Raw genomic sequence first — 22,902 nt, 5'->3', positions numbered from 1 at the left:
AGCGTGCAGCGGAAAGCGGACAGGGATGGACGCGCTCAGCGGCGGGTCAGGGCTCAGCGGCGGGTCAGGGCGAACGAGACCGATCCGAAGCGCACCACCGAACCGGGATCCACCTCGTGCCGTGTCTTCGGGTCGCACGCGAACGTCCCATCGCCCGGGTAGGTGATCGTCGTCCCGTTCGCGGAGCCGAGGTCCATCACCCAGAAGACGCCGTCGAACTGGCCGAAGGCCAGGTGGGCGCGCGACACCGACTTGGCGTCGTCTTCCACGGTGATCAGCTCGACGTGGCCCGGATCCTCCAGCTCGGTCCCTGGTGTGTGCACGGCAGGGTTGCGGCCGATGACACCGTTCCCGCTCGTCTCCACGTGCTGGCCATCGCTGAAGTCCAGCACGAAGGTCACCGCCACGTCCGTCCCCTTCTCCCGCTCGCCGCGTCCGCACGGCCGCTCATCGCGCCGTTGTCCCTGCCGTCGCCCCCGGCGCTGCCGCCGTGACCGGCATCGAAACGGGCCGCGCGTCGCGCATGAAGCGCTCGACGTCCTGGTCCACCATGATGTCGCTCGGCCGCAGCGGCCTCGTCAGGTACAGACCCTCGAGCGTCGTGATCCGGCTGAGGGCGACGTAGGTCTGACCGGACGTGAAGGCGCGGGTGCCGAGGTCGACGATCGCCGCGTCATACGTCTTGCCCTGCGACTTGTGGATGGTGACCGCCCACGCCAGCCGCAGCGGGAACTGGGTGAACTCGGCCACGACATCCTTCGTCAGCTTCTTGGTCGCCGGCGACCAGGTGTACCGGAACTTCTCCCAGATCGCCGGCTCGACCTCGTGCACCTCGCCGTCGACGTCCACATACACGGTGGAGTCGATCTTCGTCACCGTGCCGATCGTGCCGTTCACCCACCGCGGCCCATCGCCCTGGCCGACGTCGTTGCGCAGGAACATCACCTGTGCGCCGACCTTCAGCTCGAGGGACTCGTCCGCCGGATAGTTCCGGCCGCCGAAGTCGCCGCTCACCTCGGCCTTCGCCGTGAGCACGCGGCCGGGCAGCCGCCCGAGCGCCTGCGCGTTGATGCGGTTCACGGTGTCGTTGCGCGTGGCGAGGGTGATGGTCCCGTCGTCCGGTGCCGGACGCGCTCCGACTTCGTTGAGCCGGTCGGCGATCTCCTTGGTCACCTGCCCGTGACGCACCGCGTTGAGCATGAACCGGAAGTCCGACTCGTGCTGGCGGTGCACCTGAAGCAGCTCGACGATCCGCAGATCGGCCTCCTGCCACACCTTGGCGTCGAAGAACCACATCGAGCGGTAGGTGTCCGCGAAGTAGGCGCGCTCCTCGGTGCCACCGGGGACGGGCGCCAGCTGGTAGGGGTCGCCGAACAGCACCACCTGCACGCCGCCGAACGGCTCCCCGGCGCGCTGCCTGGCCTGGCGCAGGCTGCGGTCGATCGCATCCATCAGGTCGGCGTTGACCATGGAGACCTCATCGATCACCAGCGTGTCGATGCTGTTGAGCAGCTTGCGCAGCTCGGCGGTCTGGTCGATGTCGTGGTCGGCGATCACGCCGATGGGGAGGCGGAACAGCGAGTGGATGGTCTGCCCGCCGACATTGAGCGCGGCCACGCCCGTCGGCGCTGAGATCACGATCGACTTCTCGGTGTTCCACGCCAGATGGTTGAGCAGCGTCGACTTGCCCGTACCGGCACGACCGGTCACGAAGACGTGTTCCCTGGTGTGCTCGATCAACTCGAACAGCGCCTGCTGCTCCGGCGAGAGGGAAAGCCGTCCCATCCCCGCCCCTTCCATGTCGCCCGACCTGACGCACTACTCTAACCCTGCGCGCGGGCGCCGGACCGCTTATCCACAGAACCTTAGGATGGCCTCATGGCTGAGGCGGACGCGCGCATGCGCCGACGGGCCGTCCTGCTCTGGTCGGCTGTCGGCGTGCTGCTCCTCGCCGCTTTTGCGGCGGGGCTCGGCGCCGTCCAGCGGACGTACTACAGCCCGAGCGGGTTCGTGCAGGCGTTCGCCGGCTCGGTCGCCTCCCACGACGTCGCGGCCGCGCTGGCCATGCCCGGCGCCGCTCCGACGGCGGCGGCGCTGGAGAGCGCCCACCTGCCGACGGGCGCATCCCGTGAGCTGCTGCGCTCCGATGTCCTGCCCTCGATCGAGGACATCCGGATCACGTCGGATTCGGCCGGGACGGACGGCGTGCACACAGTGGTGGCCCAGGCCGCCGCGGACGGACGCTCGGTCTCGGCGAGCTTCCGCGTCCGCCAGACGGGATCCGTCCTCGGGCTGCTGCCGACCTGGTCCTTCGCTTCCACTCCGCTCGCGATCTCCCGGATCACCGTCGCGCACGCGACCACGTTCAGCGTCGGCGGCCACATCCTGAGCCCGCGCTCCGCGTCGCCGAAGCAGCCGGCCGGTGCCTTCACCGTCTCGGCCGACTACCTGGTCCTGCCGCTGGCGCCCCTCGAGCTGTCCCATACCTCGGCGTACCTCCGGGCCGCCCCGGTGGTCGCGGCCGTGAGCCCGGGGAGCATCACCGAGACCACCGTGGATGCCGAGCCGACACCGTCCTTCACATCAGCTGTTCAGAAGGAGGTGAACGCCTTCCTGGACCGGTGCGCGGAACAGCATGTGCTGCAGCCTGCGGGATGCCCGTTCGGCATCGAGATCGACGACCGCGTCCAGGGCGATCCGACGTGGTCCATGAGCACGTACCCGGTCGTGCGCCTCCGCCCGGGCGACACCTCGTGGACCACCGACCGCATGACCGGCGTCGCCCATCTGAAGGTGACGGTGCAGTCGCTCTTCGACGGGTCGGTCAGCACCCGCAGCGATGCCGAGCCGTTCGCGATGATCCTCAGCAGCGTGACGATCCGCAGCGACGGCTCCCTCGCCATCGTCGTCGCCCAGTAGCGCTAGCGGGAGACCCGGTCGCGATCCGCCATCCGGGCCAGGCGCGCGTTGTACTCCTGGAGTTCCGCGTCGCCGGTGCGGTCCGCGTTCCTGTCGCGACGCTTCGTCTCGCGCTCGTCGCTGCGGCTCCACTGGATGGCGACGACGATGGCGAGCGTCACGGTCGGGATCTCGCCGATGCTCCAGGCGATCCCGCCCGCGGCCTGCTGATCGATCAGCGGCAAGTCGCCCCAGGTCCGGCCCATCGCGCCGAACCAGTCGGCCAGCATGAGCCCGTGCATCTGCATGATCGAGAGGCCGAAGAAGGCGTGGAAGGCCATCGTCAGCAACAGCAGGAGCAGCCGGAACGGGTACGGCAGCCGGTACTTGACCGGATCGATCCCGATCAGCGACTGCACGAACAGGTACCCCGTGATGAGGAAGTGCACGACCATCCACTCGTGCCCGATGTGATCGGTCGTCGCCCAGCGGAACACCGGCGTGTAGTAGAACACCCAGAGCGACCCGGCGAAGAGGATGGCGGCGACGATCGGGTTCGAGAGGAACCCGGCGATGCGCGAGTGGACCGCGAGCAGCAGCCACTCGCGGCCCCCGCGCGAGCCGTCGTGCCGCTTCCGGATGGCGCGGGCGGCGAGCGTCACGGGAGCGCCGGGGACCAGGAGCAGGGGGACCGCCATCGTGAGCACCATGTGCGCGGACATGTGCGCCGAGAACAGGTACTTCTCGTAGACGTTCACACCGCCGTTGGTGATGTAGAAGAGCAGGACGATGCCGAGCGTCCAGAACACCGTGCGGTGGATCGGCCAGGCGTCGCCGCGGCGCCGCAGCCGCCAGACTCCCGCGAAGTAGAAGAAGAGCGCGAAGGCGCAGACGAGCACCCAGAGCAGGTCGAAGTTCCACGAGGTGAACAGCCGTCCCCAGGTCAGTTCGGGAGGCAGCTTGTCGCCGGTCAGGATCTCGGCGGGCGTCGGGATGGCCGCGCGGGTCTGCGGCACGGGGGTCACGGTCCGCGCGAGCGCCGCGGCCACGCCGGACGCGATGCCCATGAAGGCGAGCTCGGCCACGACGATCCACCAGAAGCTGCGCGGCTCGCCGGTCGCCCTCAGCCGGCCGATCAGGTACCGCCGCTGCGTCACGCCGAAGAGTCCGAGCGCCACGAGCGCGGCGACCTTGACGAGCACGAGGATGCCGTACGGCGTCGCCAGCTCGGCCAGCGTGCCGACGCGGAGCTCCGCGTTCACATAGCCGGAGGCCGCCACGACCAGGAAGCAGATCAGCGCGAACGTGGAGTATCGCTCCAGGACCGTGACCAGCCGGCCCTTCCCGAAGGTGTGCTTGACGACGACCAGCGTCAGGAGCCCGCCCAGCCAGATGCTGGCGAAGAGCACGTGCAGGCCGAAGGAGGTCACCGCGGCGTCGTGCCCCGACGCCTCGGCGCTGTGCCCCTGCTGCGCCATCGGCACGACTGCCGCCACCGCCAGGACGGCGACGAACGCGATCGCCGTCTGGTTGCGCACGGCGAAGCACAGCACGGTGACAACGGCGGCGATGAGCGTGATGCCGAGCCAGGCCTGCCCGAGCGACACGCTGGTGATGAAGGAGCTCAACCCGTTGCTGAACGTGGAGTCGAACGACCACGGCACATTGGAGACGCTCACGAAGGTGAACAGACCGGTCGCCGCCGAGGCGACGGTCATGACTCCGGCACTGCCGGCCGCGAAGTCGAGGGCCTTTCCGTACTCGTCGCGCTCGGGGCTGAACGCGAAACAGGCGAGCACGAGCGCGCCGACCGTTCCCGCCAGGCTCAGGTTGACCACGAGGGTCGCCGCAGGGAGCCCCCAGCGCACCAGGGCGCCGGGATCAGCGAGCAGGGGAGCGCTGGCGCCACCACCGAACGCGAGCGCGCCGACCATGGCCGCCGCGGCTGCGAGAAGCAGGGCGGCGGGGCCGATCACGCGGAGGATTCGTGGCACTTCTCCAGCCTACGTCGCGCCCGCTGGGCGGGCGCCCACAGCCGTCAATGCTGTGGAGGGACGAGGAGCTGTGGAGAACGAGAAGGGCGGCACCGCGAACCGCGGTACCGCCCTCGGGCAGAGCTGGGAAGGACTACTTGACGGCAGCCTTGAGCTTGGAGCCCGCGGTCAGCTTGACGCGGTGACCGGCCGGGATGGAGATCTCGGCACCGGTCTGCGGGTTGCGGCCGGTGCGGGCAGCGGTCTCGCTGCGCTCGGCGGCGAGCCAGCCCGGGATGGTGACCTTGCCGCCCTTGGCGACGGTCTCGCTGATGGTGCTGAAGAACGCGTCGACGACGCTGGAGACGGTGGCCTGGCTCTGACCAGACGCCGCAGCGACGGCAGCAACGAGCTCGGTCTTGTTCAGGTTGTCAGCCATTGAGTGTCCTCCTCGGACCTTGTGCTGGATCTACAGCTTTTTTGTGGAACGGTTGAGGCCACACGGGCCATTACGTTTGGTCGGACGACCGCCTCGAATGTATCAGAATCCCGCGGAAACACGCGGATCTTCCGACCGTTTAGTGGATATCCGTCGTGATCGTGGTCTCCAGGCATCCCCGGCGACCACGACGAAGGGGCGCCCGGCCGAAGCCGGACGCCCCTCGAGTGCGTCGATCGGGCTGGGTTACCAGCTCGACTTGGTGATGCCGGGCAGCTCGCCGCGGTGCGCCATGTCGCGGAAGCGGACACGCGAGATACCGAACTTGCTGAGGTTTCCGCGGGGACGGCCGTCGACGGCGTCGCGGTTGCGAACGCGGATCGGGGAGGCGTCACGGGGAAGCTTCTGCAGGCCGATGCGGGCGGCCTCACGGGACTCGTCGGTGCCGTTCGGGTCGACGAGTGCCTTCTTGAGCTCGGCACGCTTCGTGGCGTAGCGCGCGACGATGACCTTGCGCTGCTCGTTCTTGGCGATCTTGGATGTCTTGGCCATGATTAGCGCTCCTCTCGGAAGTCGACGTGCTTGCGCACGACAGGGTCGTACTTCTTGAGCACGAGGCGGTCGGGGTCGTTGCGACGGTTCTTCTTGGTCACGTAGGTGTAACCGGTGCCCGCCGTCGAACGGAGCTTGATGATCGGACGGATGTCCTGCTGCTTCGCCATTAGATCTTCTCCCCACGGGCCAGGAGGTCCTTGACCACGGACTCGATGCCACGGGCGTCGATGACCTTGATGCCCTTGGCGCTCAGGGTCAGGGTGACGTTACGGCGAAGGGACGGAACGTAGTACGTCTTCTTCTGGATGTTCGGGTCGAACCGTCGCTTGGTGCGGCGGTGCGAGTGCGAGATGTTGTGACCGAAGCCGGGAACGGCTCCTGTCACCTGGCACACTGCTGCCATTGCTTTCTTCTCCAATACCGTGGTGCCGGACGGCACCACCCAAGGTCACTTGTCGGCGCACGACTTCCCCAAGCGATTCGTCTGGGGGGTTCGTACACGATCTGAGCGGGAGGAGCCCACTCAGCCAAACATCCATGCTACGGCATCGAGGCGCCGCCGGCCAAATCACTCAGGGCCGTGCACGCGGCGCACAGCCCGAAGACGTCGACCACGTGCTGCGCCTGCGTGAACCCGTGCGCTGCCGCGGCCTGACGCGCCCACTGCTCGACCGCATCCGCCTCGATCTCCACCGTGAGCCCGCAGTTGCGGCAGATCAGGTGGTGGTGATGGCCGGTCGTGCACGCACGGTAGAGGGCTTCGCCCTCCGGCGACTGCAGCGAGTCGGCATCGCCTTCCGCCGCAAGGTCGGCGAGCGCGCGATACACCGTGGCCAGACCGATCGGGGAGCCGGCCTCGTGGAGGCTCAGGTGCAGTCCCTGCGCGCTGATGAAGCCCTCCGTCGAGGTCAGAGCCTCGCGGACAGCCTCCCGCTGCCAGGTGTTCCGCTTCACCATCCCAGGCTAGCCCGCCTGGCTCACGAGTCGCCGAGAGGTCTTCGCCGCGGTCCGACGGCGGGCACGACGACCCCCGACGACGCGGCAGACCGCGTAGATGAGGAACGAGATCGTCGTCACGTACGGACTGATCGGCAGAGCGCTCCCGAGCGCCAGCAGGATGCCGCCGACGACCGATACGAGTGCGAAGCCGACGCTGATCAGCGGGACTCCGAGCGGCGAGGACGAGATCCGCATCGCCGCCGCGGCCGGCGTGACCAGCAGCGACAGCACCAGCAGCGCGCCCACGATCTGGACCGAGACGGCGACCGCGAGGCCGAGCAGCACCATGAACGCCAGCGCCACGAAGCGGGTCGGGACGCCCCGCGAGGCGGCGACGTCCGCATCCAGGCTGTCGAAGGTCAGGGGCCGCCAGATGAGGAGCAGCGCCACCAGGACGATCGCACCGATGACGAGCAGCGACCCGAGCTGCGGGTCGTCGACGGAGACGATCTGCCCGGTCAGCAGGCCGAACTTATTGGCGCTGCGGCCGGGATAGAGGGCGAGCGCCAGGATTCCGAGACCGAGACCGAACGGCATGAGGACCGCGATGATCGAGTTGCGGTCGCGTGCTTTCGCCCCGAGGAGGCCGATGAGCATCGCAGCGACGAGCGAGCCGACGAGGGACCCGGCCACGACGTTCACGCCGAGCAGCAGGGCCACCGCCGCACCCGCGAAGGAGAGCTCACTGATCCCGTGCACCGCGAAGGCCATGTCGCGCTGCATCACGAAGACCCCGATCAGGCCTCCGATGATGCCGAGGACTGCCCCGGCGAAGATCGAGTTCTTGACGAGGAGGAGCAACTCGCCGTAGTCGGTGAAGTCGAACAGCTGCGACCACAGATCCAGGTGCGTCATGCGACCGGCTCCGGGTGCGCCTCGCGGGTGTGCTCGTGATGGTCGTGGGTCTCGGCATCCGGGATGCCGACCACGACGATCCTGCCGCGGCTGCGGATGACGTCCACGGGCGTCCCGTACAGGTCGGTCAGGACCTCGCTGCGCAGCACCTCGTCCGGGGTCCCCGTGCGGAACCGGCCGCCGGCCAGGTACAGGACGCGGTCCACCATCCCGAGCACCGGGTTCACGTCGTGCGTGACGAAGACGACCGCGCTTCCGTGGTCACGGCGCCGGCGGTCGATCAGCTCACTGACGCCGCGCTGGTGCTGCAGGTCGAGCGAGAGCAGAGGCTCGTCGCACAGCAGCAGGGCCGGGTCTCCGGCGAGCGCCTGCGCGACCCGGAGCCGCTGCTGCTCGCCGCCGGAGAGCGATCCGACCGCCGTGTCGGCGTAGCGCCGCGCGCCCACCGCGTCGATGAGCCGCTCCACCTGGTCCCGGTCGGCCTGGCGGGGGAGCGGCAGCCCCCAACGGTGACCGTTGACGCCCAGGGCGACCAGGTCGCGCGCTCGCATCGGGGTGCCGGCGGGGATGAGCTTCTGCTGCGGGATGTAGCCGATGCGGCGGTCGCCGCGGCGCACCGCGTGGCCCTCGAAGGCGATCTCGCCGGCGTCGAGCTGCTGCTGGCCGAGGATCGTGCGCAGGAGGCTGGTCTTCCCGGAGCCGTTCGGGCCGAGCACGGCGACGAACTCGCCGGCGTGCACGTCGAGATCCAGGCCGCTCCACAGCGTCCGGTCGCCGAAGCCGAGGGACGCGTCCCGCAGCCGGAGGACGACCTGGCCCTCGACAGGCGGTGCGACGAGTTCGAGCGGTTCGGTCACTTGGCCAGCGCCTTTCCGACCGCGTCGAGATTGGCGTGCATCCAGCTGAGGTAGTCCTCGCCGCCGGGCAGCGTCTCGGTCACGGGCACCACGGGGATGCCGGCATGCTTCGCAGCGGCGAGCACCCGTTCCGTCTCGGCGCCCGTGGTCTGCTCGTTGTACGCCAGGAGCTTCACCTGGTGCGTGCTGAAGATTTTCAGGGTCTGCTCGAGCACGACGGGGGAGACGTCGTTCTCCCCCTCGATGGCGGCGCTGAACTTCTCCGGAGTCTTGTTGACGAGTCCGATCGCGTCGAGCAGGTAGAGCGGAACGGGCTCGGTGATCGCGACACCGTCCCCTGCGTGCGAGGCCTTCAGCTGCGCTTCGGTGGACTCGAACGCGGCGACCTTCTGGCTGAACTCCCGGGCGTTCCTCTCGAAGGTGGCCTCATGCGACGGGTCAGCCGTGCCGAGGGCTGTCGCGAGTGCGGTCGCGAGGGTGCGGATCGTGGGGAAGTCGTACCAGACGTGCTCGTTGAGTTCGCCGTCCACCGGCTTCTTGCCGGACAGGTCGACGACATTCAGCACCTGGGCGTCCTGGTTCTTGGCGCCCGTGACGAGCGTGTGCATGAACTCGTCGTAGCCTCCGCCGTTCTCGATGATGACGTCGGCCTTGGAGACGGCCAGCTGGTTCTGGGCGCTGGCCTCGAAGGAGTGCGGGTCCTGTGCGGGGTCGGACATCAACGACGTGACGTGGACGGCGTCGCCGCCGATCGTCTCGGCGATGTTCCCGTACACGTTGGTGCTGGCGACGACGCGGACGGTGCCGTCGTCGGATCCTGCGGAGGGCGAGGCGGAGCAGCCGGCGAGCGCCACGACGGCGGCGGTTGCGGTGGCTGCTGCTGCGAGGGCGGAGACGATGGAGCGCGTCTTCATGGATGAGCCTGTCTAAGTCGCGAACGACACGAAGGGTGTGCCCGCGGTCGCGGGCACCGGCTCAGGCTACGTCTTATTGAAAATGATTGTCAAATTCAATCCAGGAGCAGGGCGGGCTCTTCGATGATCGAGGCGACATCCGCCAGGAAGCGGGAGGCGACGTCGCCATCCACGACGCGATGGTCGAAGGACGCGCCGAGCGTCGTGACGAAACGCGGACGCACCTCGCCGTCGACCACCCACGGCTTCTGCTTGATGGTGCCGAGGGCGACGATGCCGACCTCCCCGGGGTTCAGGATGGGCGTGCCGGTGTCCATCCCGAACACGCCGATGTTCGTGATCGTGATCGTCCCGCCGCTCATGTCGGACGGCGGGGTCTTGCCGTCGCGGGCAGTGAGGGTCAGCTGCTCGAGCTGCTTCGCGAGCTCCAGCAGGGTCATCCCCTGCGCCTCTTTGATGTTCGGCACGATGAGGCCGCGCGGCGTGGCCGCGGCGATCCCGAGATTGACGTAGTGGCGGACGATGATCTCCTCGTCCGTCCACGACGAGTTCACCGTCGGGTTGCGACGGACGGCCCAGATCATGGCCTTGGCCATGATGAGCAGGGGAGAGACCTTCACTCCGGCGAAGTCGGCCGAATTCTTGAGCCGCTTGACGAACTCCATGGTCCGGGTCGCGTCCACGTCGACGAACAGACTGACGTGCGGGGCGCTGAACGCGCTCGAGGTCATCGCGGTGGCGATCGCCTTCCGGACGCCCTTGACCGGGATGCGATCCTCGCGGTCGTTCGGCCATTCCGGCGTCTGGATGTTGCGGAAAACGGTCACCTGGGTCGCCTCGCGCAGGACATCGTCGCGGGTGACGTCGCCGATCGGCCCGGTGGGCGTCACAGCGGTGATGTCGACGCCGAGGTCCTTGGCGAGCTTGCGGACCGGCGGCTTGGCGAAGACCGGGCCGGACGGCGCAGCATGGGCGGTCGGCGCAGCGTGGGCGGTCGCGGAACCGTGCGCCGTGGGGGAGGCCGGGGTGCTGGATGGGGCGGCGGCGGTCTGGGCCGACGTGGCGGCGGGCGCGATCGATCCCGAGAACGACACGGGGATCGAAGCCGTTCCGGGATGCGTCACGCGGCGACGACGGCTCGTGCCGTGCCCCGAGGAGCCGTAGCCCACCAGGACGGCGCCCGGCTTCGGATCCTCCTCGTGCGAGACGGTCGCCGCAGCGTCGGCGGCGACCTCCTCGGCCGGCTCCGGCTCGGGCCGGGGCTCGATCGCCTCACTGCCGCTCGTCACGGTGAAGATCGGCGTGCCGACCTCGACCGTCTGACCCTCGGAGACGAGGAGCTCGCCCACGGTTCCCTCGAACGGCGACGGCAACTCGACCAGCGACTTGGCGGTCTCGATCTCGACGATCACCTGGTTCACCGCGACCTGCTCGCCCGGCGTGACCTTCCACGAGACGATCTCCGCCTCGGTCAGGCCCTCGCCCACATCGGGCAGGAGGAACTGGGACTCGCTCATCTGCGACTTCTCTCTGTCTGTTGCTGTGGGTCGGCGCCGGCCGGGTCCGCCCCTGCTGGCAGGGACGGAGGCGCTCAGTAGGCCAGCGCTCGGTCGACGGCCTCGAGGATGCGGTCGGCGTCCGGAAGGTAGAGCTCTTCCAGGTTCGCCGGCGGGAACGGTACGTCGAACCCGGAGACACGCAGCACTGGTGCCTCGAGCGAGTAGAACGCCTTCTCGGCGAGAGTCGCCGCCACCTCGGAGCCGACGGACACATTGCCCGGCGCCTCCTGCGCGACGATCAGGCGGCCTGTCTTCTGGACCGACGCGATGACCGGCCCGTAGTCGACGGGCGACAGCGACCGCAGGTCGATGACCTCCAGGCTCCGGCCCTCCTCGGCCGCGAGCTCGGCAGCGCGGAGCGCGACGCTCACCATCCCGGCCCAGGCGACGATGGTCGCATCGGTTCCCGTGCGCACCACGCGACTCGCGTGCAGTGGCGTCCCGTTCTCGACCAGGTCGACCTCGCCCTTGGGCCAGTAGCGGCTCATCGGCTCGAAGAAGACCACCGGGTCGTCCGAGCGGATCGCCTCCTGGATCATCCAGTAGGCGTCGTGCGGGGTCGACGGCGCGACGACCCGGAGGCCGGCGGTGTGCGCGAAGTACGCCTCCGGCGCCTCCTGGTGGTGCTCCACCGCGCCGATGTGGCCGCCGTGCGGGATCCGGATGACGACGGGAAACGCCATCTTGCCGCTGTGCCGGTTGGTCATCTTGGCGAGCTGTGTGGTGATCTGATCGAAGCCGGGGAAGACGAATCCGTTGAACTGGATCTCGAGCACCGGCCGGTAACCGCGCATCGCCAGCCCGATCGCCGTGCCGATGATGCCGGCCTCGGCGAGCGGGGTGTCCATGACGCGCTGGGGACCGAACTCCTTCTGCAGCCCCTCTGTCACCCGGAAGACGCCGCCCAGGGGCCCGATGTCCTCTCCCATGAGAAGGACGCGCGGGTCATCCGCGAGGGCACGCCGCAGTCCGGCGTTCAGGGCCTTCACCATCGGCAGCGACTGGATGCGCGGCTCGGGCGGGGCGTCGACGGCCGCTTCTGGAGCGGGACTCGGGTCCTCGCCCGGCTCGTCCTCGACCACGAACTCGCGGGTCCACTCCTGCTCGGCGACGTGCTCCTCGAGCACGCGCGCGTCGGGGTCGCTCTCGATGATCTCGACGACGTCGATCGCCTGCGTGTCCAGCAACGTCGAGTCGAAGTTCGTCGAGTCGAAGTTCACCGAGTCGGGGGACGCGGCATCGGAAGACGATTCCTCGCCGTCCTGGCCCTCGTTCTCGTCTGCATCACTCCCGGGCTCGCCGTCGATCAGCTCGGCCTCCACGTACTCGGCCTCGCTGTACTCGGCCTCGCTCCTCACCTCGCTCATGCGTCACCTCCGAAGGACGACTCGTACTCCTCGAACCAGCGCTGCTGCTCCTCCGTGACGGGATGCGGCTCACTGTAGACGTGCTGGAACATCGATGCGACGGGCGGCGGGGTCAGCGCGAGCGTCCGCCTGCGGACATCGGCGGCGAGATCCGCCGCCTCCTCATCCGCGCTGTCGAAGAACGCCTGCCCGACGCCCTGCTCCTCGAGGAACACCCGGAAGCGCCGGATCGGATCGCGCTCGGCCCAGTAGGCGAGCTCGTCGTCCGAGCGGTACTTGGACGGGTCGTCGCTGGAGGTGTGTGCGCCCATCCGGTAGGTGAGGGCCTCGATCATGCTGGGACCTTCGCCGCTGCGCGCGTCGTCGAGATGCTTCGCCGTGACGGCGTAGGCCGCTAGCACATCGTTGCCGTCGATCTGGACGCCCGGGATGCCGAAGCCGCTCGAACGCAGATAAAGAGGAGTGCGCGACTGCGTCGAGACCGGCACCGAGATGGCCCAGTGGTTGTTCTGCAGGAAGAACACCTGCGGCGTCTGGTAGCTGGCGGCGAAGACGTACGCCTCGTTGACATCGCCCTGGCTGGTCGCGCCATCGCCGAAGTAGACGATCGTCGCGGCGTCCTGCGTGGGGTCGCCCGTCCCGACCTTGCCGTCGAGCTTCATGCCCATCGCATAGCCGGTCGCGTGCAGCGACTGCGATCCGATGACCAGCGTGTAGAGGTGGAAGTTGCCGATGGCCGGATCGGTCGGATCCCACCCGCCGTGCGCGACGCCGCGGAAGACACCCACGATGCCGACCGGGTCGACGCCGCGGATCAGACCGACGACGTGCTCCCTGTACGAGGGGAACAGGTGGTCCTGCGGCTTCGCCGCGCGAGCCGATCCGACCTGGGCCCCCTCCTGGCCGTGGCTGGGCACCCAGAGGCCGAGCTGCCCCTGCCGCTGCAGGTTCGCCGCCTCGTCGTCGAAACGACGGACGCGGACCATGTCGCGGTAGAAGGTGCGGTAGTCGTTCTCGTCGAGGTTCTCCAAGTAGGGGAGGTACTCCGCCGACGTCTCGCTCGGCTGGAACCGGCCGTCAGCAGTGAGCAGCTGGACCGTGTTCGCCGGGCGCGGGATCTCGTTCGTCGCAACCACCGTTCTAACCTAACCGCTTGGCGGGGTGGCCATTTGGTAGGTTCTGCACAATATCCCCACTGACCTGCAGGAGTTTGTCCACAGATTCCTCCTCGCCGACGCTGATGCGGATGCCCTCCGGCGGAAAAGCCCGCACGGTCAGCCCGGCATCGAAGAATGCGTCGTTGGCGTCCGCCGTCTCCGCCCCTGTCGCCAGCCAGACGAAGTTTCCCTGCGCCTCCGGGACGGCCCAGCCCTGCGCGAGCAGCGCATCCCGAAGCCGGTCCCGCCGCATGGCGACACGTGCCACGCGCTCCAGCAACTCGTCCTCCGCGTCGATCGAGGCCAGTGCGGCGACGCGGGAGGCGTCGGTGACCGAGAGCGGGATGGCCGCCGAACGCGCTGCGTCGAGCACCGCCTGCGGACCGATGGCATAGCCGATGCGCAATCCGGCGAGTCCGTAGGCCTTGGAGAACGTCCGCAGCACCACGAGGTTGGGGTAGCGCGAGAGCAGGGGGATGCCGTCCACCGCCGCGTCATCGGTGACGAATTCGAAGTACGCCTCGTCGAGCAGCACCAGGAGGTCGGAGGGCACGCGAGCCATGAAGGCCTCGAAGTCGGCGGCCGTGACGATCGTGCCCGTCGGGTTGTTCGGCGTGCACAGGATCACGACGCGGGTGCGGTCCGTGACCGCCGCGGCCATCGCATCCAGGTCGTGGCTTCCGTCCGGGAGGTTCGGGACCTGGACGCTCGTCGCCCCCGTCACCGTCACCAGCCCCGGGTAGGCCTCGAAGGAGCGCCAGGAGTAGACGACCTCGTCGCCCACCCCGGCAGCGGCCGAAATGAACTGCGAGAGCAGTGCGACCGAGCCGCTGCCCAGGTGCACGTGGCCCACGCTCACACCGTGCCGCTCCGCGAGACGCTGCCGCAGATCCCCTCCGCCCGCGTCCGGGTAGCGGTTCAGCTGCCGCAGCGTCGCGGCCACAGCATCCACCACCGAGGGCAGGGGAGTGAAGGGATTCTCGTTGCTGGACAGCTTGAAGCCATCGACCGGCGCCGGTCGCCCCTGCTTGTAGGGCGGCACCGCGACGATTTCAGGGCGTAGTCTCACGCCGGGCGTGTCATCGGAACTCACAGACCCAACTTAGCCGCGCCCGCATACTTCCAGGGGAATTCCGTAAAGCTGTGGAGAGACGCCGCCTGGGGATGAAGCGCATGACGCGTATGCGGGAGCACCCCTGTACCCCGGCGCCGCTCCCTGGAAGGATGAGGCCATGCGATTCCTGCTCAGGCTGATCATCAACGCCTTCGCCCTCTGGCTCACGACGCTGATCGTCAGCGGCGTGAGCGTCCGTCCCTACGCCTCGGGAACCACGGCCGCGGTGCTCACGTTCCTGCTCATCGCCCTGATCTTCGGCATCGTGAACGCGGTCATCGGCACGATCATCCGAATCGTCGCCCTCCCGCTCTACATCCTGACGCTGGGGCTGATCTCGCTGATCGTCAACGCCTTCCTCCTTCTCATCGTGTCCTGGATCAGCGGAGCGATGGGGTTCGGACTGTACGTGGCAGGGTTCTGGTGGGGCGTGCTCGGTGCACTGGTCCTCGGCGTCATCGCGTGGCTGCTCGGGCTGCTCGTGCGTCCCACCCGGCGCACCTGAGGTCCGCGGCCGGCAGGCCTGAGGTCCGCGGCCCGCAGCCGCGTGCGGGAGAATGGTGGGGTACCCGCCGCTCGATCCCGCGAGGAGCACTATGACCGCCCTGCCTCCCCAGCCGCTCAGTCCCCTCGACGGCCGCTACCGGCCCGTCGTGATCGGACTCGGCGACCACTTGTCGGAGGCGGGGCTGAACCGGGCGCGTGTCCAGGTCGAGGTCGAGTGGCTCGTCTTCCTCACCGAGCACAGGATGTTCGGGTCCTCCCCGCTGTCCGCCGAGCAGACCGAGGCGCTGCGGGCTCTCGCCGACGACTTCGGCCAGCCCGAGATCGACCGGCTGGCGGAGCTCGAAGCGACGACCCGGCACGACGTGAAGGCGGTCGAGTACCTGGTGCGCGAGCGACTCCACGCGCTGGGCCTCGACCACATCGCGGAGCTGACCCATTTCGCAGCGACGAGCGAGGACATCAACAACCTCTCCTACGCACTGACGGTGAGCGCGGCGGTTCGCGAGTCGTGGCTGCCGAAGTTCCGCGCCGTCATCGCCGAGCTCCGCGCGCAGGCGAAGCAGTACCGCGGCGACGCGATGCTCGCACGCACGCACGGCCAGCCGGCGACTCCGACCACCATGGGCAAGGAGCTCGCGGTCTTCGTGCACCGCCTGGAGCGGGTCCTCGTCCAGATCGAGGGCGGCGTCCACCTCGGGAAGTTCAGCGGCGCGACGGGCACCTTCGCCGCCCACCTGGTCGCAGACCCGGAGGCCGACTGGCCGCGCATCTCGCAGGAGTTCGTCGAGAGCCTCGGCCTCGACTGGAACCCGCTGACCACTCAGATCGAGCCCCACGACTGGCAAGCGGAGCTGTACTCACGTATCTCGCACGCCAACCGCATCCTGCACAACCTGTGCACGGACATCTGGACCTACATCTCGCTCGGCTACTTCCGCCAGGTTCCCGAGCCGGGCGCCACCGGCTCGTCGACGATGCCGCACAAGGTCAACCCGATCCGATTCGAGAACGCTGAGGCCAACCTGGAGCTCTCCAGCGCCGTGCTCGACTCGCTCGCCGCGACGCTGGTCACCAGCCGCCTCCAGCGGGATCTGACCGATTCGACCACGCAGCGCAACATCGGCGTCGGACTCGGCCACTCCCTCCTGGCACTCGACAACATCGAGCGCGGCCTCGGCCAGATCGCCATCGACCGGCAGGCACTCGCCGCGGACCTCGACGCCAACTGGGAGGTCCTGGCCGAGGCCATCCAGACCGTTATCCGCGCGGAGGTCACGGCCGGTCGCTCCAGCATCTCCGACCCGTACGCGCTCCTCAAGGAGCTGACCCGCGGCAAGCGTGTGGACCACTCGGCGCTGACAGAGTTCGTCAACGGGCTGGAGATCGGTCAGGCGGCGAAGAACCGCCTGCTCGCGCTCACGCCCGCGAGCTACACCGGCCTGGCGTCCGAACTGGTCGACTACCTGTAACCGGGAGGCCCAGTCGGGGTCGGCCTCTCCGGCGGCCTGTCAGGGGGTCGGCCCGGGCTCCGGGTCAGTGCCCCTGCGGCCGGTCGTCACCCTCGGCGCGTTGCCGGGCGGCCTTGGCGCGCGCCTCGGCATCCTGCTCGTGGATGTCCTCCACCTCCGCCTCGGTCGGCTTGAAGGCCAGCGCGAAGAGCGCAAGGAGCACGAGCGACACGATGAAGGTGATCCCGAAGGCCACTCCGGCGAGGACGAACTCGCGCGTCGCGACGAGCACGATCAGACCGACGAAGACAGCGAGGCCGGCGGAGATGCCGATCAGCTCGACCGGGAGGAACCGGTCGCGACGGCTGGGCTGGAGGTTCTGGGTCACTCGAGGGTCCTTCTTGTCGCCGGAGGTCATGATCCGGTCTCCGCTCCGTGCGACTGCGCCCGGGTGCGCGCGGCACCCCGCAACGTCGCCGCCCCGATCGCCTGGAAGACCCCGACGATGACGGCCCAGGCGCCGAACAGCCCGATCGCCAGCACGGCGTCGGCGGGCGAGAACAGCAGCGCCAGCGCGAGCACCGCCGTGATCGCCCCGGTGATCAGCCAGTCGCGGGCGGCCGCATCCCGGCGCCGCTCACGGATGCCGTTGTAGAGCTCCAGGAAACCGGTGAGCGCCGCCCACACGGTCACCAGGTAGAGGAAGAGCCCGAGCCCGCCGCCGGTGAGGGCCAGCGCCAGCACGCCGGCGAGGAGCCCGATCCCGCCCTGGACCGCGAAGAGCGTGCGGGTCAGCCGGGGTCCGGCGAAGAGGGCACTGAGGATGCCCGTCGCCAGGCCGTCCACGATGGCGAAGAGACCGAAGACGATGAGTCCGAAGACGGGGGTGTGCGCATCCCGCGTGAACGTGATGACCGCCCCGGCGGCGAGTGCCACGATGGCCCGAACGGCGGGGACCAGCCAGTACCGGCTGTGCGCGTGGGCGTTCGGATGCGGGGCAGGGACGGCGGTAGCCACTCGGCGACCTCTTTCATCGGGGATTCGCCATCCAGTCTAGTCGCGGCCTTCTGCGCGTTCGCCGCATCCAGCGGCCTCCGCTCGACCGTCGCCAGGTCCCGCCCTCACCCCGTCACGCGCGGGTGGGATGCGCCTCCGGCTCACCCTCGCGAGCCCAGAAGATCACAGCGGCGACAGCTCCCACGGCGAGCAGAAACGCACCGGTCGGGGTGACCCTGTCGGCGATGTCGTACTGCGCGAGCACGGCGGCAGCGACCCCTGCCAGTGCCCCCGTCACAGCGACCACGGCGAACGCGAACGAGATCGCGCGGACAGCGCCATCCATCACGATTCCGCGCACGGCCAAGGCGACCGCCCCGAGGAGCCAGAGCGCGACCACGGGCACGGAGAGGAGCAGCCCCATGGGATCACGCAGGAGCAGGCCCGGCGTCAGGTAGACGGCTGACGCTGCCAGCACCAACACGATGCCGAGTCCCGCGAAGGCGGCGAGTCGCGCCCCGTCCCTCCGGACACCGACGATCGACGGGAGCATTACCGGCCACGTCACCGCGACGGCGAACGCCACGAGAGAGAGTGCCACGCTGGCCGCGCCCTGCAGCACCGGGAGGAGGATGCCGATCATGCTTGCCAGTGCACCACGTCCGGCGATCGATCCGCGTCCTCCCCGAGGTGTCGGCCGCTCGATTAGATTGTCCCGATTCGGTGCCGTTTTGTCACATCCGCCAAGAGATTGTGCTCGAAGCCCGCCAAATAGATTGGCCTCAGATCTCAGAGCTGCAAAAGCGACGGACTCGAGTTGCTCTCCGCCGCAGCCTCCGAGGCTGGACACATTGCAAGCGATATCGTTCGCACGAGGAGTATCAGCTTGGGGCGCGGGGGCGCGAGGAGATAACGATGAGCAGCACAGCGGATCCGCGAGGGTCAATCTGGCGCAGGTGGGATCCACACATTCACACGCCTGGCACGGTCATGGCGGATCAGTTCGGCCCCGACGCCTGGGACGCTTACTTCGACGCAATTGAAGCGGCGACGCCTGCCATCGAGGCGATCGGCATCACCGACTACGCCAGCCTCGACCGCTATGTCGACGTCCTTGCCGCGAAAGAGAACGATGGTCGCCTTGCCGATGTAGCCCTGATCTTTCCGAACGTCGAACTGCGACTCCCTCTCCTGACCGGCGGGGGTCACCCGCTGAACGTTCATCTCTTGATTTCCCCAGAAGACGCGGACCACGTCGCTCAAGCGCGATCGTTTCTTCGAAAGCTGCACTTCGAGTATCAGGGCGAGCAGTACGAGTGCTCGCGTGAGTCGCTCATCGCGCTGGGCAAGAAGCACGACCCCTTGCTGCTCGACGACGACAAAGCCCTGGAGGTCGGAACCAATCAGTTCAAGGTGACTCCCGCGGCGATTGCCGACGCGCTCGACCACAGCCGCTGGGCACAGGACAACATATTGTTCGCTGTCGCGGGTGGGAGTAACGACGGCTCGTCCGGTCTTCGATCTCAAGACGGGTCTATGGAAGCGACCCGCGTTGAGATCGAAGCCATGTCGCGCGCGATTTTCTCAAGCCAGCCAGCGCAGCGCGCCTTCTGGCTCGGCAAAGGGCCAGCGACGCTAGAGCAGATCGAGACGAAGTGGAATGGCCGCAAGGCGTGCCTCCACGGCAGTGACGCGCACACGCTCGCCAAAGTGGGCAAACCAGAGGGGAACCGTTACACCTGGATCAAGGGTGACCCGACATTCGAATCCCTAAGGCAGGCATGCCTCGAACCCGACGAGCGGGTAATCGTCGATGAGCAACCGCCGAGTGGTCCGCTCGCTTACCGAACGATTGACTCAGTCAAGGTCGAGAACGCCCCCTGGCTGCAGACCGCGGAAATCCCGCTGAACCGCGGCCTTGTCGCAATCATCGGTGCGCGCGGTTCTGGCAAGACGGCTCTCGCAGATCTCATCGCAGCAGCGACGGATGCCGCTAGCCCGGAGCGAACGAGTGGCCAGTCCTTCCTGCGACGTGCTCAATCCCTGCTAGAAGGAACGGCGGTACGACTGACGTGGGCCGACGGCGAAACCAACCGAGTCGTTCTTCCAACCGCCGACACCGAGACGCGCCCTACTGTCCAATACCTGTCGCAACAGTTCGTTGAGCGGCTCTGCTCATCCGAAGGCATCACGGACGAGCTGCTTCAGGAAGTCGAGCGCGTGGTGTTCGAAGCGCATGAAGACGAGGACCGTCTTGGTGCTCGCTCCTTTCAGGAACTGCTTGCAATTAGTGCCGCACCCGGCCGCGAGAAGCGGGCACGCGCTGACGAGAACAACGGCGTCCTGGCCGAGCAGATCGAACGAGAGCGTGAGCTCGGCGCAGGTCTGGCCGCGCTGAAAGAACAAAAAGTAGCGCTCGAGGCGGCGATCGCATCGGACAAGAAGGCCCGGAACGATCTCATCGTCAAGGGTGGCGAGGATCGAACGGCTCGGCTAGTGGCTGTCAACACGGAACTCGCTACGCGCCAAGCAGAGGTCGACGCTCGTCGACGGCAGGCGAAAAGCCTCGAAGCGCTGGCGGGGGTTGTGAAGGACTACAAGGAGCGGCAGCTCCCGGCGATTCGAGTACGCCTCCAGAGCGACTATTCCGAAGCGAGCTTGACCGAGACCCAGTGGGAGGCGTTCGACGTTGCCTTCCGCTCAGATCCGGCCAAGTTGATCGTCGAGCGGCAGACTGAAATCGGCAAGGAGCTTGAGGCGCTTATGGGGCCGCACATCCCCCAGCCGACCGTTAAGGCCGAGGAGATTGCACCGTTCATCGCGATGGAGGCCGACTTGAGCGGTCAGACCTATCGAGAGCTCCGTGCCGAGTCTTGGCGGCTGAGTGAGCTGATCGGTCTGGACTCACAGAAGACGAACCAGCTCAACAACCTGAACAAGAAGATCGCGACCGCCGAATCCGATCTGACAAAGCTCGAAGGTCAGATAACTCTCGCCGAGGGCGCAGCTGGGCGGGTAAAGAAGTTGCTCAAGGATCGCCGTGACAACTATTTCGAGCTGTTCGAAGGGTTCGATGAGGAGCAGGCAGAGCTCACCCAGCTGTACGCACCGCTGAAGGAGATCCTCGACAGCGAGGGCGGAACGCTCGGAAAGCTTCGCTTCGTCGTCCGCCGGGTAGTTGATACTGCAGCCTGGGCCCGTCGCGGCGAGGAGCTGCTTGATCTGCGGACCACCGGGACCTTCCGGGGGCGCGGAGAACTCCTTCGTGTGGCTCAGGCTGAGCTCGGCTCTGCATGGGAGACGGGCACCGCGGCCCAGGTGGCCGCCGCTATGTCTGCTTTCCGCGAGAAGCACGACAAGCACTTCCGCGAGCAGGCGAAGGCATCGCCGACGAACGCAGTCGAGTATCGACGGTGGCTTGCCGACGTCAGTGCGTGGCTCAACAGCACCGATCACATCAGCATTCAATACGGAGTGCAGTACGACGGCGTCGACATCGAGCAACTGTCTCCGGGCACGCGTGGCATTGTCCTGTTGCTCCTCTACTTGTCGCTTGACAAGACGGACGACCGGCCGCTCATCATCGACCAGCCGGAGGAGAACCTTGACCCAAAGTCAATCTTCGACGAGCTGGTAGATCGCTTCCGAGAGACCAGGCACCGCCGCCAAATCATCATCGTTACCCACAACGCGAACCTTGTCGTGAACACTGACGCCGACCAGGTCATCATCGCGAGCGCCGGAGCACACCGTGCGCGGCAGCTGCCGAAAATCACCTACGCGCTTGGTGGCCTCGAGGATTCGGTCATTCGAGAGCAGGTCTGTGAGATCTTGGAAGGCGGTCGGAGAGCCTTCGAAGAGCGCGCGCGCCGATTGCGTTTCAAAGTCGTGTGAAGCAAGCCGACCACCGTTAGCTTCTCCGAGTGGTCTCCAACGCCCGACGGCAGGCTTCCGTGGGCTTGTACGCGCCGTCACAGACAAATGGAGGATTTTGGGCTTCCGCCAGCCCGGCAGCGCCGGGCTGACGAGTGATAGTCCAGCGACCCGTTTCGGTAAGTGCCGTTGCCCGGCGCCCCTGCTTCGCCCCTTGAAAGCCCTCCCTCCAGTCACCCCTCTCGCACGGGCGTAGGCAGTCATCTGGGCCAGCATCAACGGGCAGTTCTGAAGCGTTCGTGTGGCTTCGTCGCAATCGGAAACGCTTATGACCACCGAGGTTGTCGGCACCGAGACGCGTCAGTCGCGCTAAACCCTTAGGCTCACTCCGGCTTCGAACGGTCTCTAGGGGTTTGCGCAGCCGCGCCATGGTGCAAGTCTCAGTACGGCCAGAAGGCGACTTCGATCCTTGCCTAAACGGGGACAACCAAAATCGGCTCAACCGGACAGTGACAGGCCAGCTCCTAATCATCAACGTCGTCCGCGCCGACGTTGCCATCGAGCACGGATTGAACCTGGGCCTCCAAGGCGAGATCGCCCTGGGACCCGAGCTCGTTCATGTAGGCCTCGGCCTCTTCCTTGAGTTCCGGATCGTCCGACATCATGGCGTTCGCGATTATCACGGGAGTCGCCTGCTGGCTCAGGGCGAATGTGGCTTGGCCACTTTCGCCACGTGTGCCGAGCAATAGCTTCAGGACCGCTAGAGCAGCGGCAGGGCCCGTTGTGGATGCCTGCGCAAGTTCCTTCCATATCATGTGTCTCTCGGCCGCAATTGTCGGTTCGAGTTGGAGTGCATCTCGCAGTCGCGGAAGCCACCACTCCGACGAGAACGAGCTGCTCTTCACCAGCCAGTAGATGCCCTCGAGTTCCTTGCTGTCTTCGGGGTGCTCTCGAACGTGGCTAATACGGTCATCCCAGAGAGTTGCGAAGCGATCACGAATCGCATCTTCCACCGTCGTCGCGCGGAAGAAGGACCAAGCGGTGCTGCTCAACGAATTTCCGCGAACCGCGGGACCCGTTTTGGTGAAGAACGCCTCGAAGACTGGGTCGTCTGAGTTGATATCGCCGAAGACGAATGCATCGATGACCCATTCACCGATACGCGGCAAAGGGTCGGACTCGCCCCTCCAACCAGCCACGAGCGAATCCCCGACGTCGATCGCCGCAAGCATCGCGGGAGCCAGAGCGTCGTACATCGCGCGGTTGTAGCGGTGTGTCGCCATGGCCGTGGTGAGCACAATCTGTTGTTCGATCGAAACACCATCGCGAGTGCCGACCAGCTCCTCCAGATGAGCTCTTATCCAGTCCGGCGCTGAGTGAAGAAGTCTGCC

Annotated in this window: 23 protein-coding genes; 4 read left to right on the top strand and 19 right to left on the bottom strand. The window is 67.4% G+C overall.

Features of this window, described 5'->3' with window-relative positions; genetic code table 11:
- Positions 1–53: 53 nt before the first annotated feature.
- Positions 54–407 (bottom strand): FHA domain-containing protein, encoded by a 354-nt coding sequence (locus tag ACPYOG_RS09700; protein ID WP_481294022.1) that lies wholly within the window; start codon positions 405–407, stop codon positions 54–56.
- 40 nt (positions 408–447) lie between these two features.
- Positions 448–1,785: an ATP-dependent DNA helicase gene (locus tag ACPYOG_RS09695; RefSeq protein ID WP_481294021.1), complete on the bottom strand. Its 1,338-nt coding sequence runs from the start codon at positions 1,783–1,785 to the stop codon at positions 448–450.
- Positions 1,786–1,878: 93 nt separating this feature from the next.
- Between ACPYOG_RS09695 and ACPYOG_RS09690 the strand changes: the two genes are divergently transcribed.
- Complete coding sequence (locus ACPYOG_RS09690) at positions 1,879–2,919, top strand: hypothetical protein (RefSeq protein WP_481294020.1); 1,041 nt, start codon at positions 1,879–1,881, stop codon at positions 2,917–2,919.
- 2 nt (positions 2,920–2,921) lie between these two features.
- Here ACPYOG_RS09690 and ACPYOG_RS09685 read toward each other — a convergent pair whose 3' ends face one another.
- The 13 genes from ACPYOG_RS09685 to ACPYOG_RS09625 form a co-directional block, all read right to left on the bottom strand.
- Entirely contained in the window at positions 2,922–4,832 is a 1,911-nt protein-coding gene (locus tag ACPYOG_RS09685; protein ID WP_481294030.1) for a bifunctional copper resistance protein CopD/cytochrome c oxidase assembly protein, read from the bottom strand.
- Between the two features lie 193 nt (positions 4,833–5,025).
- Complete coding sequence (locus ACPYOG_RS09680; protein ID WP_090039575.1) at positions 5,026–5,310, bottom strand: HU family DNA-binding protein; 285 nt, start codon at positions 5,308–5,310, stop codon at positions 5,026–5,028.
- Between the two features lie 246 nt (positions 5,311–5,556).
- Positions 5,557–5,862 (bottom strand): 30S ribosomal protein S14, encoded by a 306-nt coding sequence (gene rpsN, locus ACPYOG_RS09675; RefSeq protein WP_090039573.1) that lies wholly within the window; start codon positions 5,860–5,862, stop codon positions 5,557–5,559.
- 2 nt (positions 5,863–5,864) lie between these two features.
- Positions 5,865–6,032, bottom strand: coding sequence for a 50S ribosomal protein L33 (gene rpmG, locus ACPYOG_RS09670; RefSeq protein ID WP_090039571.1), 168 nt, complete (start codon positions 6,030–6,032; stop codon positions 5,865–5,867).
- Positions 6,032–6,268 (bottom strand): 50S ribosomal protein L28, encoded by a 237-nt coding sequence (gene rpmB / locus ACPYOG_RS09665; protein WP_018188988.1) that lies wholly within the window; start codon positions 6,266–6,268, stop codon positions 6,032–6,034. The genes rpmG and rpmB overlap by 1 nt, the downstream gene beginning before the upstream one ends.
- A 137-nt stretch (positions 6,269–6,405) precedes the next feature.
- Positions 6,406–6,822: a Fur family transcriptional regulator gene (locus tag ACPYOG_RS09660; RefSeq protein WP_481294019.1), complete on the bottom strand. Its 417-nt coding sequence runs from the start codon at positions 6,820–6,822 to the stop codon at positions 6,406–6,408.
- Between the two features lie 6 nt (positions 6,823–6,828).
- Complete coding sequence (locus ACPYOG_RS09655; protein WP_090039567.1) at positions 6,829–7,719, bottom strand: metal ABC transporter permease; 891 nt, start codon at positions 7,717–7,719, stop codon at positions 6,829–6,831.
- Positions 7,716–8,576 carry a metal ABC transporter ATP-binding protein gene (locus ACPYOG_RS09650; RefSeq protein WP_481294018.1) on the bottom strand — a complete coding sequence of 287 codons (861 nt, stop codon included), beginning with the start codon at positions 8,574–8,576 and terminating at the stop codon, positions 7,716–7,718. Before ACPYOG_RS09650 ends, ACPYOG_RS09655 begins: the two co-directional genes overlap by 4 nt.
- Entirely contained in the window at positions 8,573–9,490 is a 918-nt protein-coding gene (locus tag ACPYOG_RS09645) for a metal ABC transporter solute-binding protein, Zn/Mn family (RefSeq protein WP_481294017.1), read from the bottom strand. The genes ACPYOG_RS09650 and ACPYOG_RS09645 overlap by 4 nt, the downstream gene beginning before the upstream one ends.
- 95 nt (positions 9,491–9,585) lie before the next feature.
- A complete protein-coding gene (locus ACPYOG_RS09640; RefSeq protein ID WP_481294016.1) occupies positions 9,586–11,007 on the bottom strand; it encodes a dihydrolipoamide acetyltransferase family protein in 1,422 nt (473 codons plus the stop codon).
- 74 nt (positions 11,008–11,081) lie between these two features.
- Complete coding sequence (locus ACPYOG_RS09635) at positions 11,082–12,041, bottom strand: alpha-ketoacid dehydrogenase subunit beta (RefSeq protein WP_481294029.1); 960 nt, start codon at positions 12,039–12,041, stop codon at positions 11,082–11,084.
- A gap of 371 nt (positions 12,042–12,412) precedes the next feature.
- Positions 12,413–13,552, bottom strand: a complete 1,140-nt coding sequence (gene pdhA, locus ACPYOG_RS09630; RefSeq protein ID WP_090039551.1) for a pyruvate dehydrogenase (acetyl-transferring) E1 component subunit alpha — start codon at positions 13,550–13,552, stop codon at positions 12,413–12,415.
- 4 nt (positions 13,553–13,556) lie between these two features.
- A complete protein-coding gene (locus ACPYOG_RS09625) occupies positions 13,557–14,666 on the bottom strand; it encodes a histidinol-phosphate transaminase (protein WP_481294015.1) in 1,110 nt (369 codons plus the stop codon).
- Between the two features lie 139 nt (positions 14,667–14,805).
- Here ACPYOG_RS09625 and ACPYOG_RS09620 point away from each other — a divergent pair, with 139 nt between their 5' ends.
- Together ACPYOG_RS09620 and purB are read left to right on the top strand one after the other, a co-directional pair.
- Positions 14,806–15,192, top strand: a complete 387-nt coding sequence (locus tag ACPYOG_RS09620) for a phage holin family protein (RefSeq protein ID WP_481294014.1) — start codon at positions 14,806–14,808, stop codon at positions 15,190–15,192.
- Between the two features lie 91 nt (positions 15,193–15,283).
- Entirely contained in the window at positions 15,284–16,663 is a 1,380-nt protein-coding gene (gene purB, locus ACPYOG_RS09615; protein ID WP_481294013.1) for an adenylosuccinate lyase, read from the top strand.
- Positions 16,664–16,727: 64 nt separating this feature from the next.
- On the opposite strand, the gene ACPYOG_RS09610 is transcribed toward purB, so the two are convergent.
- The 3 genes from ACPYOG_RS09610 to ACPYOG_RS09600 all read right to left on the bottom strand — a co-directional run bounded on the left by ACPYOG_RS09610 (position 16,728) and on the right by ACPYOG_RS09600 (position 18,281).
- Positions 16,728–17,030 carry a hypothetical protein gene (locus tag ACPYOG_RS09610; RefSeq protein WP_481294012.1) on the bottom strand — a complete coding sequence of 101 codons (303 nt, stop codon included), beginning with the start codon at positions 17,028–17,030 and terminating at the stop codon, positions 16,728–16,730.
- 26 nt (positions 17,031–17,056) lie between these two features.
- On the bottom strand, positions 17,057–17,659 hold the full coding sequence (locus tag ACPYOG_RS09605; RefSeq protein WP_090039543.1) for a DUF308 domain-containing protein: 603 nt from the start codon (positions 17,657–17,659) through the stop codon (positions 17,057–17,059).
- Between the two features lie 112 nt (positions 17,660–17,771).
- Positions 17,772–18,281 (bottom strand): hypothetical protein, encoded by a 510-nt coding sequence (locus ACPYOG_RS09600; protein WP_481294011.1) that lies wholly within the window; start codon positions 18,279–18,281, stop codon positions 17,772–17,774.
- A 272-nt stretch (positions 18,282–18,553) separates the two neighbouring features.
- On the opposite strand from ACPYOG_RS09600, the gene ACPYOG_RS09595 reads away from it, so the two are divergent.
- Positions 18,554–21,532 (top strand): TrlF family AAA-like ATPase, encoded by a 2,979-nt coding sequence (locus ACPYOG_RS09595; RefSeq protein WP_481294010.1) that lies wholly within the window; start codon positions 18,554–18,556, stop codon positions 21,530–21,532.
- 503 nt (positions 21,533–22,035) lie between these two features.
- Here ACPYOG_RS09595 and ACPYOG_RS09590 read toward each other — a convergent pair.
- Positions 22,036–22,902 (bottom strand): hypothetical protein (locus tag ACPYOG_RS09590; RefSeq protein WP_481294009.1); only part of this gene is annotated, 867 nt, incomplete at its 5' end.

It is taken from the genome of Leifsonia sp. HAY1-4F (assembly GCF_056755275.1).
The sequence above is the reverse complement of the archived record's forward strand: the minus strand, read 5'-3'. Positions and strand labels throughout refer to the sequence as shown.